A 15,451-nucleotide genomic window follows, 5' to 3' on the forward strand; every position below is an offset into this window, starting at 1 on the left:
GCGCGCACGCCGCCTTCTGCCATCGTTCTGGTCATGGCTCAGCAAGCACTGCCGGTGCGCGAGGCCCGGCTGGGAAAACCGCTGGGAACGGCCGGCAAGGAGGGGGCGCGCGAGGCGCTCCGGTGGCGGAGTGGCGGCGGTCGGAGCACCGGCCGGGAGGTGAGCGGGGTCGCTCTTCTACTGCCCGGAGGCGGCCCGACCGGGGTGCGGCGCCCTTCGCCGGTGGCGGCACTGGCGGTGCGCCCGCTGGCGGTCCGGCTGGCGAAGGCCGGGCGCCCCGAGGGCCTGACGGCCCATGTCGTCCGCTACCGCTGCAACGGCTGGAACGGCCCCGACGCCCATCCGGCACGTGACGCGGCCTGGGCCCTGGACGAGGTGGTCCGGCGCTACGGCGATGTGCCGGTCTGCCTCGTCGGCACGGGCATGGGCGCCCGCGCCGCCCTGCACGCCGCGGGCCACCCCGCGGTCAACTCCGTCCTGGCACTGGCCCCTTGGCTGCCCGGCCCCGGCCGGGACGACGAGCGGCCCGACCCGGTGAAACAGCTCATCGGCCGGCAGGTCCTGCTGGTCCACGGCACCAACGACGAACGCACCGACCCCGACCTGTCCTACCGCTACGCCCAGCGCGCCAAGAAGGTCAACCGCGACACCTGCCGGTTCGAGGTGCACTCCGACGGCCACTCCCTGCACCAGCACCGCGCCGAAGTCCTCGCCCTGGCCGCCGACTTCATGCTCGGCTCCCTCTTCGCCCGCGACTACGCCCGCCCCGTGAAGGACGCACTGGCCGCCCCACCGCCGCTCGGCCTCCGCATGCCCCTGGCCGCGGGCTTCGGGGCGTCGTTGCGGCATTGAGGGTGGGCGCTGAGGGCGAGGCGTGGAGGGGAAGAGGTGCCGGGGGCCAAGGCGTCGAGGAGCGGAGAGGTCCAGGTGCCGGGCGTCCAAGTCGGGCGTCGAGGAGCGGAGAGGTCCAGGTGCCGGGCGTCCAAGTCGGGCGTCGAGGCGACGGCGCGCCGCACCTCCCCCCTCCCTCCGCCCGCTCCCCTCACCGCGGCAGCAGCTTCCCCCGGCGGCCGAGCAGGAACTTCTTGAAGGCGGCGACCGGTGGGGTGTCGGGATGGCCGTCCAGCCAGGCGACGCCGATCTCGCGGACCGCGCGGGGCGCCGTCACGGTCAGTTCGGCGACGCCGGGGCGGGGGACGGCCGGCGGTGGGAGCAGGGCCACGCCCAGCCCGGCCGCGACCAGCCCGCGCAGCGTCTCGGCCTCCTCCCCCTCGAACGCGATCCGCGGCGTGAAGCCCGCCTCGGCGCACAGCGCGTCGGTGATCCGGCGCAGTCCGTAGCCCGGTTCCAGGGTCACGAACAGCTCGCCGGCGGCCTCCGCGAGCCGGATCCGCTTACGGCCGGCCAGCGCGTGGTCGTCGGGGACGACGAGGCGCAGCTTCTGCTCGTCGAGCCGGCGGGCGACCAGGTCCGGATAGTCGGGCACCGGCGACGTCAGGCACAGATCGAGGTCGCCGGCCCGGAGGCGTTCGATCATGGCCTCGCCGTAGTTCTGGACGAGCTGGAAGCGGACGCGCGGGTGGTCGGCGCGGAAGCTGCGGATCAGGCCGGGCACGGTCTCCGAGCCGAGGGTGTGCAGAAAGCCGAACGCCACCTTCCCGGCGGCGGGGTCGACGTCGGCGCGTACGGACTCCGTCGCCCGTTCCAGGTCCGTCAGCGCCCGCTCGGTGGAGGCGAGGAAGGCGCGGCCGGCCGGGGTGAGGGAGAGCGTGCGGCCGTGCCGGGCGAAGAGGGCGACGCCGAGGTCCTCCTCCAGGCGGACCAGCGCGCGGCTGAGCGTCGGCTGCGGCATGCCGAGTTCCAGGGCGGCGCGGGTGACGTGTTCGTGCCGGGCGACGGCGGTGAACTGGGCGAGCCGCGGGGCGAGGAGCACCGCCCAGGAGTCGCCCCCGAGCTCGGCCGGCTCCCCCGCCTCCGCGCTCCGCGGCGCTCCGGCAAGATCTTTTCTGTTGCGACCTTGCAACAGCGGCCCCTGCGACCTCGGATCATGTGTCACAGCATCGATTATGCCGTTTCTATGCATTGGACGCATGAAACCTGGCGGCCTACGTTCGAAGCATGCCTCCCGCTGATACCGGGGCGTCCGTCACCGTCCGTGCGGCCGCCTCTCCCCAGTCGTCCACTGACACTTCTCCTTCCGCCGCCGCCCCCGACCCCGAGTCGGGCAAGCTGCGGCCGGGCGGCCCCGGCTACCGCCGGATGAGCTTCGCCCTCTTCGCCGCCGGAGTCGCGACCTTCGCGCTCCTCTACTCCACGCAGGCGCTGCTGCCCGCGATCTCCACCGACCTCGGGGTCAGCCCGGACCAGGCGAGCTGGACCGTGTCCGCGGCCACCTTCGGCCTGGCCCTCGGCGTCATCCCGCTGAGCGCGGTCTCCGAGCGCTTCGGGCGGCGCACGCTGATGACCGTGTCCCTCTCGGTGGCCGCGCTGATCGCGATGCTGGTGCCGTTCGCCCCGTCGCTCGGCGCGCTGATCGCGCTGCGCGGCGTCCAGGGCGTCGCGCTGGCCGGGCTGCCGGCGTCGGCGATGGCCTTCCTGGCGGAGGAGGTACGCGCCAAGGCGCTGGTGGCGGCCATCGGACTGTTCGTGGCGGGCAACAGCATCGGCGGCATGTCCGGCCGGATCGTGACCGGCTGGGTCGCCCAGGCGTGGGGCTGGCGGGCCGCGCTGGCCGCGGTGGGTGTGCTGGCTGTGGTGTGCGCGGTGACGTTCCGGCTGCTGGTGCCCAAGGCCCGGCACTTCGCGCCCCGTTCGGTGGGCCCGCGGGCGCTGGCCCGTACCCTCGGCGGCCACCTCGCCGACCCGCTGCTGCGCCGCCTGTACGCCATCGGCGGGCTGTTCATGACGGTCTTCGGCGCGGTCTACACGGTCATCGGCTACCGCCTGGTCGCCGAGCCGTTCAACCTCCCGCAGGGAATCGTCGGTTCGATCTTCGTGGTCTACCTGGTCGGTACGGTCTCCTCGGCCGCGGCCGGCAAGCTGGTCGCCCGCACGGGCCGCCGCGGCGCCCTCTACCTGGCCGTCGGCACCACCTCGACCGGTCTGCTGCTCTCCCTCTCCGACTCCGTGTACACGGTGCTGGCGGGGCTCATCCTGATCACCGCGGGCTTCTTCGCGGGCCACGCCGTCGCCTCGTCGTCGGTCAGCCGCACCGCCAAGACGGCCCGCGCGCAGGCGTCGGCGCTGTACCAGTGCGCGTACTACATCGGCAGCAGCCTGGGCGGCGCGCTCGGCGCCGCCGCCTTCCACGCCGTCGGCTGGGAGGGCACCGTCCTCCTCGGCCTCGTCGCGATGCTCGGCGCCGCCTCGATCACCCTCTACGCCACCCGCAAGGCCGTGGCCGAACGCCGCCTCCTGCACCTGGAGAAGGCCGCGTAACCCCCGCAGTCCGAAGGGCCCGTCCCGCCACCTGACCTGGTGGGGCGGGCCCTTCGTCGTCAACCGACGCGAAAGAGCCCCGTGTCGACGGTCAGACCGAACGGCTCGGGGAGGCGGAGCGGGACCCGCGGCGGTCCGCAGGTCCCGTTCACCCGTACGAGGAAACCGCAGGTCAGGAGATGCGTTCCAGCACCACCGGGGTGGCGGCGAAGGCGGCGTCCTCGGGGCCGACGAGGACGCCGCCGTCGAGGGCCTCCAGGGCGTAGGGGAACTTCTCGGGGGTGTCGGTGTGCAGGGTCAGCAGGGGCTGGCCGGCGGTGACGGTGTCGCCGGGCTTGGCGTGCAGTTCGACGCCCGCGCCCGCCTGGACCGGGTCCTCCTTGCGGGCGCGGCCGGCGCCCAGGCGCCAGGCGGCGAGGCCGACGGCGTAGGCGTCGAGGGTGGTGAGGGTCCCGGAGGAGGCGGCGGTGACGACATGCTGTTCGCGGGCCACCGGGAGGGCCGCGTCGGGGTCGCCGCCCTGGGCGGTGATCATGCGGCGCCAGTGGTCCATGGCGGAGCCGTCGGCCAGCGCCTTGGCCGGGTCGGCGTCCTTGAGGCCGGCCGCGTCGAGCATCTCGCGGGCGAGCGCCAGGGTCAGTTCGACGACGTCCTGGGGGCCGCCGCCGGCCAGCACCTCGACGGATTCGCGGACTTCGAGGGCGTTGCCGGCGGTCAGGCCGAGCGGGGTGGCCATGTCGGTGAGCAGCGCGACGGTCTTCACGCCGTGGTCGGTGCCCAGCTCGACCATCGTGGAGGCCAGTTCGCGGGCGTTGCCGAGGTCCTTCATGAAGGCGCCGGAGCCGACCTTGACGTCCAGGACGAGAGAGCCGGTGCCCTCGGCGATCTTCTTGGACATGATCGAGGAGGCGATCAGGGGGATGGACTCGACGGTGCCGGTGACATCGCGCAGCGCGTAGAGCTTCTTGTCGGCGGGGGCCAGGCCGTCGCCGGCCGCGCAGATCACCGAGCCGACGTCGCGCAGCACGTCCAGCATCTCGGCGTTGGACAGGCTCGCGCGCCAGCCGGGGATCGCTTCGAGCTTGTCGAGGGTGCCGCCGGTGTGGCCCAGGCCCCGGCCGGAGAGCTGCGGGACGGCCGCACCGCAGGCGGCGACGAGCGGGGCGAGCGGCAGCGTGATCTTGTCGCCGACGCCGCCGGTGGAGTGCTTGTCCGCGGTGGGGCGGGGCAGCGACGAGAAGTCCATGCGCTCGCCGGAGGCGATCATCGCGGCCGTCCAGCGGGCGATCTCCGTGCGGTTCATTCCGTTGAGGAAGACGGCCATCGCGAGGGACGACATCTGCTCATGGGCGACCTCGCCCCGGGTGTAGGCGTCGATGACCCAGTCGATCTGATCGGGGGTCAGCTCACCGCGGTCGCGCTTGGTACGGATGACGGAGATGACGTCCATGGACGGTTCCTTTCGAACGGGTAGGTCCGTTCTACACGCATAGACGCCGGGGTGGCCAGGGGCGCCGGGCGGCGGCCCCTGGGGTGGCGCACCGCATCGAGTCGCCGGTGTCGGCTACCGCCCCAGGGATGGTTCCGGCCGGGTCGGATCAACCGAACGCCTCCGCCGGAAGCCGCGGACCGCTTCCTTCGTCGCCGATGTTGTGGTCGCCGGGATCTTCATCGGCTTCGGGACCGTCAACGTCCGACATGGTCAGGCGCGCGCCTCTGCTCTTCGCGACCCGGTGCACATCGGTGAGGGAACTGGTCAGCTCAACTGCCAGCAAGTGAAGCTCTCCGGGCGTCCACGTCCGGGCGTCAAGGAGATGGCGTGCCTCCTTGATGAGTCCGGCGGCGGAGTCCAGCTGCGCTTCCTCCATCTCGTCGGCGATCCGGGACACGTAGCCGGTCCCGTCGCCCACGAGGAAGCACGGGTTTCCGTCCGGGCTCGACCAGGGCAGGAGGCGGGCGGTGTCGGTCGTACTCATCGGGCTGCCGCCTCCAGTCCGTGAATCCAGCGCGGACCGGAATCGAGTCCATACGCCGCGAACCACAGCGCTCGCCGCCGCCCGTACTGCGCGCGTCGCTCCTGCCGCTCCTCCGGGGTGAGGACATACGGACGGACCAAGGCTGCGTCCTCGCCCCGCAGCATCCCCTCCCTCCCGCCGGGCATACGGGCAAACCTGAGTGTCGGCGCCTCCTCACACGTCACGGCGGGGAGAGCGCCGAAGGGGCGGTGACGCCCCCGTGCGGGCAGTAACAGACGCAGCAGCGATTCGAAGATCCTGGCGATAGTCTTCGCCATGTCGTCAACCTCCCAGGGGTTGAGGGCCACGCCCCCGGGCCGTTCGCGCGGTCGCGGGGGTCTCTTGTACGGCGTTTGTTCAACGGTCTTCTGCTCGTTTGCCGTGATGGTGTGGTGCCTCACCAGTGCACAGCCTCGGGAGCCTCCGCGGGCGCCCGAAGACCGGACATTTGGCCGGACGCTTTCGGGCGCGGGCTGGTGCTTTCGCCGTCGAGGTATGGGCGAAGTCGCTACGGTGAGAAGAGACTCCGGGCACAGAAGGAGACATGCATGGCGGTAGAGACGTGAGCACGCTCGGTCGGGTGCGCAAGCAAGCCGGGTACACGCAAGAGACCTTCACTGCCGCGTTCCCCCGAGAGGCTGCACGTCTGGGGATCAAGGCTTCGGTGAGCGTCCGCCAGCTTCGCCGTTGGGAAGGCGAGTCACCACCGCCGTTGCCGCATCCGAGTCAACAGGCTGTGCTGGAAGCGATGTTCGGCCTTCCGCTCTGCGAGATGGGATTCGACGTACCGGCGCACAGAGCCGCTACTGTCCAGCGGATCGGTGACGATGGAGATGTGAAGCGTCGAGCATTCGTCACCGGTACAGGGGCGGTCGCGGCAGCGGCCGTGCTCCCTGACCGGCATGGTCCGCGGATCGGCGCGAGCGACATGACAGCGCTCCGAGCCGACCTGGCCGACCTGTACGCAGTCGACCACCAGACCGGCGGGATTCCTGCCAAGGTGCGTGCGAAGCAACTCGAACGACGCCTCACGCAGACACTGAAAGACTCCGTCTACACGACCAAGATCGGCCGTGATCTTCAGGCAATGCTGTCTGAACTACACAGCAATCAAGCTTGGTACGGCTACGACGGTGGCCCAGTCAGCGCGGCACGCGCGGATTCCTTAGAGGCCCTGACTGCTGCCCAGCTTATTGGCGACGAACTGTTGCAAATTTCAGCACTGGAAACGCTGGTGCTGATCGACATCAAGGCAGACCGGACGTGGGAAGCCGCGTCGGCCGTCGAGACCGCCTATAGCCTGGCCGGCAAATCTGGCGCCGGGCCTGCCGTTCATCTCGTGATTGCGCTTCGCGAAGCGAATATCAGCACACATGTCGGAGATACGGCTGCCGCCCGCCGTGCACTCAGCCGCGCACTCTCCTACCAGAGTCGCAACGAAGCAAAGGGAGAGATTCCCGATTGGGCGCGCTTCGCCGGCCCCGTGGAAGTCGACTACGCCACAGCGGACATGTACGTGAGAGCAGCAAATCCCCGGCGTGCAGTGCCATTCTTGCGCGCTGCCGTGGATGGCCTCGGAGGCAGTTACGCGCGTAATACGGCGTGGTACAGGTCCAAGCTGGCTTGCACCCTTCTGGATGCCGGCGAGGTCGAGGAGGCATGCACCGAAATGGCGGGCGTACTCGAATCGTGCGGAGAGATCGGCTCCAGTCGCCTCACCAGCCGTATCCAGGATTTCCGAAAGACCCTCCACGCTTTCGACACCACCGCGGCCCGCGACGCCTCGGAGCAAATCCAAGAAGCTATGCGAGGGGGCCACACATGACCACGCCAGAGGCGATCACCGTCGAGCCCTTGGATGGCCCGGCCGCAGCACGGTCCGAGTCCGCAATCAGGCTCGTCTACGCCGAGGTCTTCGCTGAGGCACCGTACGAGGAAGGACTGGAAGCAGTAGAGGCGACCTTCCGCCGGTTCCGGTCCCAGGCCCGCAAGTCCACTTTCCGCGCTGCGCTGGCCCGTACCGCCGGCGGTGAGCCGGTGGGCATCGCGTACGGCTATCCGCTCAGTGCCGCGACGGGTTGGTGGGACCATCTGGTAATTCCCGCCTCGGCCGATCTGCGGCGAGAAGACGGGCAACGCACTTTCGGCCTCATGGAGTTCGCGGTGCGAAGGCGCTGGCGCCGGCACGGGGTCGGCCAGCGGCTGCACGAGGCGCTGCTCGCCGGTGGGAACGAAGAGCGCGTACTGCTCAACGCGCTACCAGAGGCCGAGGCGGCACAGTCGGCTTATCGGTCCTGGGGTTACCGCAAGGTGGGCGAGGCTCGTCCTTGGGAAGGTGCGGCACTCCATGACGTGATGCTCCTCCAAATCCGTTGAGAACTCAGCCCGATGGCGTGGTCGTCTCCAGCCAGTGAAGATACGCTTCCGCCCCCGCAACGATCGGAGCTGCGGAGACTTCCGGATTCTGCCAAGGGTGGTGCTTGAGCAGATGCGCCTCGGCCTCGTCGTACCGGTCGGCGCGGGTCTTGCGGACGAGCTGCCATTCCTCGCCCGAGCCGAACTGGCCCTGGTGCCAGAACGCGGAGCCGACCGGCCCGACGATCTGCGCCCTGGCCGCAAGCCGTGCGGAGACGACCGACTCCCGCCCCTCACCCCTCCAGATGCCCCGCCCCGAACGCGTCCGGCAGCAGCTCCGACAGCGGGCGGATGCCGGCCGCCGTGTCGACGAGGAGGTCCGGGCCGCCGTGTTCCCACAGGAGTTGGCGGCAGCGGCCGCAGGGGACGAGGAGGTCGCCCGCGCCGTCGACGCAGGTGAAGGCGGTCAGCCTGGGTGCCGGACCGTCGTTGGTGGACCGGCCCGCGAAGAGGGCGGAGATCAGGCCGCATTCGGCGCAGAGGGCGAGGCCGTAGGAGGCGTTCTCGACGTTGCAGGCGGCGATGGTGCGGCCGTCGTCCACGAGGGCGGCGGCGCCGACGGGGTAGCCGGAGTACGGGGCGTAGGCCCGGGACATCGCGTCCCGGGCCTGCGCGCGCAGTGCGGTCCAGTCGACCGGCACTGGTGGTGTCATGTGCCTTGTCCTCGGCGGTAGGGCCTGCCGTTCGCCTTCGGGGGCCGCAGTCGCTGGGCGGAGAGGGCGAGGACGAGCAGGGTGGCGATGTACGGGCTCGCCTCGACCAGTTCGAGGGGAACGGTGTCGGCCAGGAAGTACCAGCCTATGAGGACGACGGCGGCCACCGCCGACAGCGCGGCCTGGGTGCGCTTGGCGGCGCGGAACTTCAGCAGGGCGATCACCGCCAGGAGCGCGGCCAGGCCCAGCAGCAGGGCGTGGACGGTCGGGCCGCCGCTGCGCAGCTGCATGGCGTCCATGAAGCCGAACAGGCCCGCGCCCATCGCGACGCCGCCCGGCCGCCAGTTGCCGAAGATCATCGTGGCGAGGCCGATGTAGCCGCGGCCGCCGGTCTGGCCGTCCTGGTAGAAGTGCACCCCGATGGAGAGGAACGCGCCGCCGAGGCCGGCCAGGGCGCCGGAGACCAGAACCGCCGCGTACTTGTACGAGTAGACGTTGACGCCCAGCGACTCGGCCGAGATCGGGGCCTCGCCGCAGGAGCGCAGCCGCAGGCCGAAGGACGAACGCCACAGCACGAAGAAGGTGCCGACGAACAGCGCGATCGTCAGCAGCGTCAGCCACGAGACGTTGGTGACCGCGGCGCCGAGGATGCCGGCGAGGTCGGAGACCAGGAACCAGTGGTGCGCCTCCAGGGAGTTCAGCGCGTCCGACAGGCCGGGGACGGTGAAGCTCGGCATGTCGGCCATCGGCGGGGACTGCTTGTCGTTGCCGCCGGCCAGCATGGCCGCGCTGCCCTCCTGGCCGAACCACAGGGTGGCCAGGTACTGGGTGGCGCCCAGCGCCAGGATGTTGACCGCGACGCCGGAGACGATGTGGTCGACGCCGAAGGTGACGGTGGCGATGGCGTGGATCAGGCCGCCGAGCGCGCCGCCGATGATGCCGGCCAGCGCCGCCGCCCAGGGGCCGTGCTGCCAGCCGACCCAGCCGGCCGCGAACGAGCCGAGCATCATCATGCCTTCGAGGCCGATGTTGACCACGCCGGCCCGCTCGGACCACAGGCCGCCCAGACCGGCGAGGCCGATCGGCACGGCGGCGCTCAGCGCGGCGCCGAACTGGCCGGTGGAGGTGAGGTCCGCGGTGCCGGTGACGGCCCGCAGGACGGAGAGCGCGACCAGCGCGCCGGCGATGATCAGCAGGATCCAGGGGTAGGTCAGCTTGCGCCGCCCGCCCTTCCCGGGGACCGCGAGCTTCGTCGCGGTCTTGAGGTCCGTACTCACGCCGACACCTCCGGCTTGTCGCTCTTGTCAGACTTGTCGGCGTTGGTGGTGCGGGACAGGGCGGCCAGCTCCTCGCCGACCTTGCGCTGCTGCAGGCGCAGCCCGTAGCGGCGCACGATCTCGTAGGCGATGACGACGCAGAGCACGATGACGCCCTGGATGACGCCGACGATCTCCTGCGCGTAGCCCTCGAACTCCAGGCGGGAGCCGGTGCGGTCGAGGAACGCCCACAGCAGGGCGCCGAAGGCCATCCCGACGGGGTGGTTGCGGCCGAGCAGGGCGATGGCGATGCCGGTGAAGCCGATGCCGGCCGGGAAGTCCGTGCCGTACTGGAAGGACTCGCCGAGCAGGGTGGGCATGCCGACCAGGCCGGCCGCGGCGCCCGACAGCAGCATGCTGCTGACGACCATGCGCTTGACGCTGACGCCGCTGGCCTCGGCGGCCGACTCGGAGGCGCCCACGGCGCGCAGGTCGAAGCCGAAGCGGGTGCGGTTGATGCCGAACCAGTACAGCGCGCCCGCCAGCACCGCGATCACCACGAAGCCGTAGACCGGCTTGGGGTGGGTCGGGAAGGAGAAGAAGTGGCTGGATTCCGGGAGGAACTTGGTGTGCAGGAGGTTGCCGTCCTTGATGGCGAGGCGGCCGTCCTGCAGGAAGTAGCCGATGACCGAGGCGGCGATGGCGTTCAGCATGATCGTGGTGATCACTTCGCTGACGCCGCGGGTGGTCTTCAGCAGACCCGCGATGCCCGACCAGATCGCGCCCACCAGCATCGCGATGACGATGAGCAGGATGATCTGGATCGCGCCGGGGAGGGCGATGGCCCCGCCCACGGCCGCGGCCGCGAAGGCCGCCAGGCGGTACTGGCCGTCGACGCCGATGTTGAAGAGGTTCATGCGGAAGCCGATGGCGACCGCCAGCGCCGAAAGGTAGTACGGCACCGCCTTGTTGATGATCCAGACCTGGCTGTCGCTGTAGTGGCCGTAGTCGGCCATGATCCCGTAGGCCCGGAAAGGGTTCTCGCCGGACGCGAGGAAGACCAGCGACGAGATCACTATCGCGGCGACGATGGCCAGGACGGGCGCGGCGATCGCGAGGATCACCTTGTCGCGGGTGGCGCTCCGGGCGATGGCGTCCACCGCGGGGTTCTTGGCGGGGCTCTTGGCGGAGGTGGTCACTTCTGCTCACCGCCCTGCTCGCCGGCGCCGTTCGGCGCGGCCTTCTCGGGCGCACCCGTGCCGGGCGCACCGCCTTCCTGCGCGCCGTCCTCCGGCGCGGTGAGGTGGCCGCTGGCGGCACCGGTCATGGCGGAGCCCAACTCCTCCGGGGTGATGACGGCGGGGTCCGCGTCCGCGACCAGCCGGCCCCGGTACATCACCCGCAGGGTGTCGGACAGCCCGATCAGCTCGTCCAGGTCGGCAGAGATCAGCAGCACCGCCAGGCCCTCGCGGCGCGCCTCGCGGATCTGTTCCCAGATCTGCGCCTGCGCGCCGACGTCCACGCCGCGGGTGGGGTGGGCGGCGATCAGCAGCTTGGGCCGGTGGCTCATCTCGCGGCCGACGATCAGCTTCTGCTGGTTGCCGCCGGAGAGCGAGGACGCGGTGACCTCGATGCCGGGGGTGCGCACGTCGTACTCGGCGACGATGCGCTCGGTGTCCTTGCGGGCACCGGCCAGGTCGAGCAGCCTGCCCTTGCTGTTGGGCCGCTCGGTGACGTGGCCCAGGATGCGGTTCTCCCACAGCGGGGCTTCCAGCAGCAGGCCGTGGCGGTGGCGGTCCTCGGGGATGTAGCCGACGCCGCCCTCGCGCCGGGCGCGGGTGGAGGCCCCGGACAGGTCGTCGCCGTCCAGGACGACGGTGCCGTGGTCGGGGGTGCGGGTGCCCATGACGGCCTCGACGAGCTCGGCCTGGCCGTTGCCCTCGACGCCGGCGACGCCCAGCACCTCGCCCTTGTGGATGGTGAAGGAGATGCCGTCCAGGACGGTGCGGACCACGCCGTCGGAGTCGGTCGCGGACAGGTGGAGATCGCGCACGCGCAGCATCTCCTCGTCCGTGACGGTGGACTCGCGGGTCTCCGGCGAGGGCAGTTCGCTGCCGACCATCAGCTCGGCGAGCTGCTTGGGCGTGGTCGCGGACGGCTCGACGGACGCCACGGTCGTCCCGCGGCGGATGACGGTGATGTCGTCGGCGACCGAGAGCACCTCGCCCAGCTTGTGCGAGATGAAGATGACGGTCAGGCCCTCGGACTTGAGCTCGCGCAGGTTGTCGAAGAGCGCGTCGACCTCCTGCGGGACCAGGACGGCGGTCGGCTCGTCGAGGATCAGGGTGCGGGCGCCGCGGTAGAGGACCTTGAGGATCTCCACCCGCTGGCGGTCGGCGACGCCGAGGTCCTCGACGAGGACGTCGGGCCGGATGTTCAGGCCGTACGCGTCGGAGAGTTCCTTGATCTTCGCGCGGGCGCCGGCACCGATGCCGTGCAGCTTCTCCGCGCCGAGGACGGTGTTCTCCAGGACGGTGAGGTTGTCGGCCAGCATGAAGTGCTGGTGGACCATGCCGATGCCGCGGGCGATGGCGTCGCCCGGGGTGTGCAGGGCGACCTGCTCGCCGTCGAGCGCGATGGTGCCCTCGTCCGGCTTCTGCATGCCGTAGAGGATCTTCATCAGGGTGGACTTGCCGGCACCGTTCTCGCCGCAGAGGGCGTGGACGGTACCGCGGCGCACGGTGAGGTGGATGTCGTGGTTGGCCACGACGCCGGGGAACCTTTTGGTGATTCCGCGGAGTTCTACAGCGGGGGCGTCCGGGACGGCCGGGCCACTGCGCGTGGATGCTGCGTTGATGGCGCACTCCCCTCGGGGATGACGGTGCGGAAAGGACGAAGAGCGGGAAAGCGGGACCGGAAGGTCACAGGGGGACGCGGGGACCGCCCCCGGGGCCGTCGCTGCGGCTCCGGGGTGGATCGTCGTCCCTGGCTACGGCGTCTGACTACGGCGTCTCCTTGACCTTCACCTTGCCCTCGATGATCTTCTTCCGGGCCGCGTCGATCTGCGGCTGGATGTCCTTGATGAAGCCGCCCGAGGTGGCGAGCGAGACGCCCTTGCGCTTGAGGTCGTAGGCGTGGATGCCGGTCAGCGGCTTGTGGTCCTCGTAGCTCTTGATCAGGTCGAAGACGGCCACATCGACGTTCTTCACGACCGAGGTCAGGATGTGGTCCTTGTACTTCGCCAGGCCGGGCTGCTGGTACTGGTCGGAGTCGACACCGATCGCCCAAACGCCCTTGTGCCTGCTGACCTCCTCGATCGAGCCGGCGCCCGACTGCCCGGCCGCCGTGTAGATCACGTCGATTCCGCTGTCGGTCATGCCCGCGGCCTTGGCCTTGGCGGCGGCCGGGTCGTTGAAGCCCTTGTCGTTGTTCGGGTAGAGGTACTGCGAGACGACCTTGGCCTTCGGGTCGGTGTCGCGTACGCCCTGCTCGAAGCCGGCCTGGAACTTCTGGATCAGCGCGTTGTTCACACCACCGATGAAGCCCACCTTGTGGGTCTTGCTCTTCAGCGCCGCGGCGACGCCCGCCAGGTAGGAGCCCTCGTGCTCGGCGAAGACCATGGCGTCGACGTTCTTGCCCTGCGGCACGGCGTCCACGACACCGAAGCTGGTGTCGGGGAAGTCCTTGGCGACGTTCTGCACGGACTGGCTGTAGGCGAAGCCGACGCCGATGACCGGGTTGTATCCGGCCTCGGCGAAGGACGACAGCCGCTGCTCGCGGTCCGCCTCGGTCTCGCCGTTCTTGGCGGTGAGCATCTTGACCTTGACGCCCAGCTTCTCCCGGGCGTTCTCGGTGCCGCGGGCGGCCGCCTCGTTGAACGAGTGGTCGTCCCGCCCGCCGATGTCGAAGGCCAGTCCGACGCCCGCGTGCTTGGCGCGATTGGCCTCGGCGAAGCTCTGTCCGCACGCGGTGGCGGTGAACGCGAGACAGCTGGTGGCGGTAGCCGCGGCGGCAATCCTGATGACCCGACGCACGGGGCCTTCCCTTCGCTCTAAGCGCCCCCTTTGGCGCTGGCTTGTGGGAGATTAACGCGCGTAGACCTGGCGCAAAACCCTCCACTGCGCGGACGTTATCGATTCGAGGCGTAGGGCACATGGGGGAAACATGGCCGGGCGAATTGCGAAGCCCGTCCCGGCTGGCTGCCGAAACGGGCCTATATGCGTTCTTTACGGGCATCGCCCGCTATATGAATTCGGTCTTCAGTGGCCTGCGGGGAGCCGCGCGGCCCCCGGAGTTCAGTCCGCCAGGTCCCCGTCCAGCAGCGCGCACGCCGTGAAGAGTTCCGCGCCCACCTTGATGGCCTGTTCGTCGACGTCGAAGTCGCCGCGGTGCAGGTCGCGGCGGGTGGGGTCGGCGGGCGGGTGGACGCCGAGGCGGGCCATGGCGCCGGGGACGTGTTCGAGGTACCAGGAGAAGTCCTCGCCGCCGAGGGACTGGTCGGTGTCCTCGACGGCGCCCTCACCGCGGCGGGCGGCCATCGCGGAGTGCAGGAGCTGGACGGTGACCGGCTCGTTGACCACCGGCGGCACCCCGCGGACGTAGGTGATCTGCGGCTTCGCGCCGTGCAGTGCGGCCACCTCGTCGATCGCCGCGTGCACCAGGTCGGGGGCCTTGCGCCAGGCGTCGAGGTCGAGGCAGCGGACCGTGCCGGAGAGTTCGGCGTGCTGCGGGATCACGTTGCAGGCGTGGCCGGAGGCCAGCCGGCCCCAGGTGACGGCGAGGCCGGCGCGGGCGTCGACCCGGCGGGACAGCAGCGCCGGGACGTCCACGGCGACCCGGGAGGCAGCGGTGACCATGTCGGTGGTCAGGTGCGGGCGGGCGGTGTGGCCGCCGGGGCCGTCCAGTTCGACCTCCAGGCGGTCGCAGGCGGAGGTGATCGGGCCGGTGCGGAGCCCGATCCGGCCGGCGTCGACGCGCGGATCGCAGTGGACGGCGAGGATACGGCCGACGCCCTCCAGCACGCCGGACGCGATCGCGTCGGAGGCGCCGCCGGGCAGCACCTCCTCGGCGGGCTGGAAGATCAGGCGGACCGGGCGCGGCAGGGCGCCGGCGCGGGCGAGTTCCGCCAGGACCAGTCCGGCGCCGAGGACGACGGCGGTGTGCACGTCGTGGCCGCAGGCGTGGGCGCGGCCGGGGACCGTCGAGGCGTAGTCGACGGTCTTGGTGTCCGGGATGGGCAGGGCGTCGATGTCCGCGCGCAGGGCCAGCAGGGGGCGGTCGGGGTCCGCGGCGAGCGCCTGTCCGTCGGCCGTCGCGTCCGGGGTGCCGATGTCACAGACCAGGCCGGTGCCGACGGCCAGTACCCGGGGCCGCAGGCCGGCCCTCTCCAGCCGTTCCTTGAGCGCCGCGGTGGTGCGGAACTCCTGGTTGCCGAGCTCGGGATGCATGTGCAAGTCGCGGCGGAAGCGGCCGAGTTCGGCGCGCAGCGCCTCGGGGAGCGCGCCGGGGAGCTGGTCCCCGGCGGGAGTACGGGCGGTGCCGGCATCGCGGGAGATCGAGTGGTTCACCCCTGGAAGGTTAGGGCCCTCCATGGGGCAACTGTCCCTCGATCAACAAAAGTTCAGCCCGTTAGGGGAAGGAAATCTAGGCCGCTCGGCGCATGGACGGCTGAGGC

The 15,451-nt window shown here is 70.8% G+C and carries 14 protein-coding genes; 4 read left to right on the forward strand and 10 right to left on the reverse strand.

What is annotated here, in order from left to right:
* The first annotated feature begins 33 nt into the window (after positions 1 to 33).
* Positions 34 to 852 carry an alpha/beta hydrolase gene (locus K7396_RS13880; protein WP_086718833.1) on the forward strand — a complete coding sequence of 273 codons (819 nt, stop codon included), beginning with the start codon at positions 34 to 36 and terminating at the stop codon, positions 850 to 852.
* 190 nt (positions 853 to 1,042) lie between these two features.
* Here K7396_RS13880 and K7396_RS13885 read toward each other — a convergent pair whose 3' ends face one another.
* Positions 1,043 to 1,933 carry a LysR family transcriptional regulator gene (locus K7396_RS13885; RefSeq protein ID WP_373866938.1) on the reverse strand — a complete coding sequence of 297 codons (891 nt, stop codon included), beginning with the start codon at positions 1,931 to 1,933 and terminating at the stop codon, positions 1,043 to 1,045.
* A gap of 185 nt (positions 1,934 to 2,118) precedes the next feature.
* Here K7396_RS13885 and K7396_RS13890 point away from each other — a divergent pair, with 185 nt between their 5' ends.
* Positions 2,119 to 3,438, forward strand: coding sequence for an MFS transporter (locus tag K7396_RS13890; protein ID WP_086718829.1), 1,320 nt, complete (start codon positions 2,119 to 2,121; stop codon positions 3,436 to 3,438).
* A gap of 172 nt (positions 3,439 to 3,610) precedes the next feature.
* On the opposite strand, the gene K7396_RS13895 is transcribed toward K7396_RS13890, so the two are convergent.
* Together K7396_RS13895 and K7396_RS13900 are read right to left on the reverse strand one after the other, a co-directional pair.
* Complete coding sequence (locus K7396_RS13895; protein WP_086718827.1) at positions 3,611 to 4,888, reverse strand: thymidine phosphorylase; 1,278 nt, start codon at positions 4,886 to 4,888, stop codon at positions 3,611 to 3,613.
* Positions 4,889 to 5,036: 148 nt separating this feature from the next.
* Positions 5,037 to 5,414 carry a hypothetical protein gene (locus K7396_RS13900; protein WP_086718825.1) on the reverse strand — a complete coding sequence of 126 codons (378 nt, stop codon included), beginning with the start codon at positions 5,412 to 5,414 and terminating at the stop codon, positions 5,037 to 5,039.
* Positions 5,415 to 6,015: 601 nt separating this feature from the next.
* On the opposite strand from K7396_RS13900, the gene K7396_RS13905 reads away from it, so the two are divergent.
* Positions 6,016 to 7,278: a helix-turn-helix domain-containing protein gene (locus K7396_RS13905; RefSeq protein ID WP_086718822.1), complete on the forward strand. Its 1,263-nt coding sequence runs from the start codon at positions 6,016 to 6,018 to the stop codon at positions 7,276 to 7,278.
* Positions 7,275 to 7,829: a GNAT family N-acetyltransferase gene (locus K7396_RS13910; RefSeq protein ID WP_086718820.1), complete on the forward strand. Its 555-nt coding sequence runs from the start codon at positions 7,275 to 7,277 to the stop codon at positions 7,827 to 7,829. Before K7396_RS13905 ends, K7396_RS13910 begins: the two co-directional genes overlap by 4 nt.
* Positions 7,830 to 7,833: 4 nt before the next feature.
* Here K7396_RS13910 and cutA read toward each other — a convergent pair whose 3' ends face one another.
* From cutA to K7396_RS13945, 7 genes are all read right to left on the reverse strand, one after another.
* Complete coding sequence (gene cutA, locus K7396_RS13915; RefSeq protein WP_086718843.1) at positions 7,834 to 8,115, reverse strand: divalent-cation tolerance protein CutA; 282 nt, start codon at positions 8,113 to 8,115, stop codon at positions 7,834 to 7,836.
* Entirely contained in the window at positions 8,102 to 8,521 is a 420-nt protein-coding gene (locus tag K7396_RS13920) for a cytidine deaminase (RefSeq protein WP_086718819.1), read from the reverse strand. The genes cutA and K7396_RS13920 overlap by 14 nt, the downstream gene beginning before the upstream one ends.
* Entirely contained in the window at positions 8,518 to 9,798 is a 1,281-nt protein-coding gene (locus tag K7396_RS13925; protein WP_086718817.1) for an ABC transporter permease, read from the reverse strand. Before K7396_RS13925 ends, K7396_RS13920 begins: the two co-directional genes overlap by 4 nt.
* Positions 9,795 to 10,937, reverse strand: a complete 1,143-nt coding sequence (locus K7396_RS13930; protein WP_086718842.1) for an ABC transporter permease — start codon at positions 10,935 to 10,937, stop codon at positions 9,795 to 9,797. The genes K7396_RS13925 and K7396_RS13930 overlap by 4 nt, the downstream gene beginning before the upstream one ends.
* Before the next feature lie 35 nt (positions 10,938 to 10,972).
* Complete coding sequence (locus tag K7396_RS13935) at positions 10,973 to 12,634, reverse strand: ABC transporter ATP-binding protein (RefSeq protein ID WP_373866939.1); 1,662 nt, start codon at positions 12,632 to 12,634, stop codon at positions 10,973 to 10,975.
* Between the two features lie 145 nt (positions 12,635 to 12,779).
* Positions 12,780 to 13,811: a BMP family lipoprotein gene (locus tag K7396_RS13940; RefSeq protein ID WP_086718814.1), complete on the reverse strand. Its 1,032-nt coding sequence runs from the start codon at positions 13,809 to 13,811 to the stop codon at positions 12,780 to 12,782.
* A gap of 261 nt (positions 13,812 to 14,072) precedes the next feature.
* Positions 14,073 to 15,344 (reverse strand): amidohydrolase, encoded by a 1,272-nt coding sequence (locus K7396_RS13945; protein WP_086718813.1) that lies wholly within the window; start codon positions 15,342 to 15,344, stop codon positions 14,073 to 14,075.
* Between the last annotated feature and the right edge of the window lie 107 nt (positions 15,345 to 15,451).

Origin of the sequence: Streptomyces angustmyceticus (assembly GCF_019933235.1) — a bacterium.
GTDB lineage: Bacteria > Actinomycetota > Actinomycetes > Streptomycetales > Streptomycetaceae > Streptomyces > Streptomyces angustmyceticus.

Bases quoted from the DNA above. Each gene is read 5' to 3' on its own strand.
- K7396_RS13880 (WP_086718833.1), top strand. From the start codon at position 34: ATGGCTCAGCAAGCACTGCCGGTGCGCGAGGCCCGGCTGGGAAAACCG.
- K7396_RS13890 (WP_086718829.1), top strand. From the start codon at position 2,119: ATGCCTCCCGCTGATACCGGGGCGTCCGTCACCGTCCGTGCGGCCGCC.
- K7396_RS13895 (WP_086718827.1), bottom strand. From the start codon at position 4,888: ATGGACGTCATCTCCGTCATCCGTACCAAGCGCGACCGCGGTGAGCTG.
- K7396_RS13900 (WP_086718825.1), bottom strand. From the start codon at position 5,414: ATGAGTACGACCGACACCGCCCGCCTCCTGCCCTGGTCGAGCCCGGAC.
- K7396_RS13910 (WP_086718820.1), top strand. From the start codon at position 7,275: ATGACCACGCCAGAGGCGATCACCGTCGAGCCCTTGGATGGCCCGGCC.
- K7396_RS13920 (WP_086718819.1), bottom strand. From the start codon at position 8,521: ATGACACCACCAGTGCCGGTCGACTGGACCGCACTGCGCGCGCAGGCC.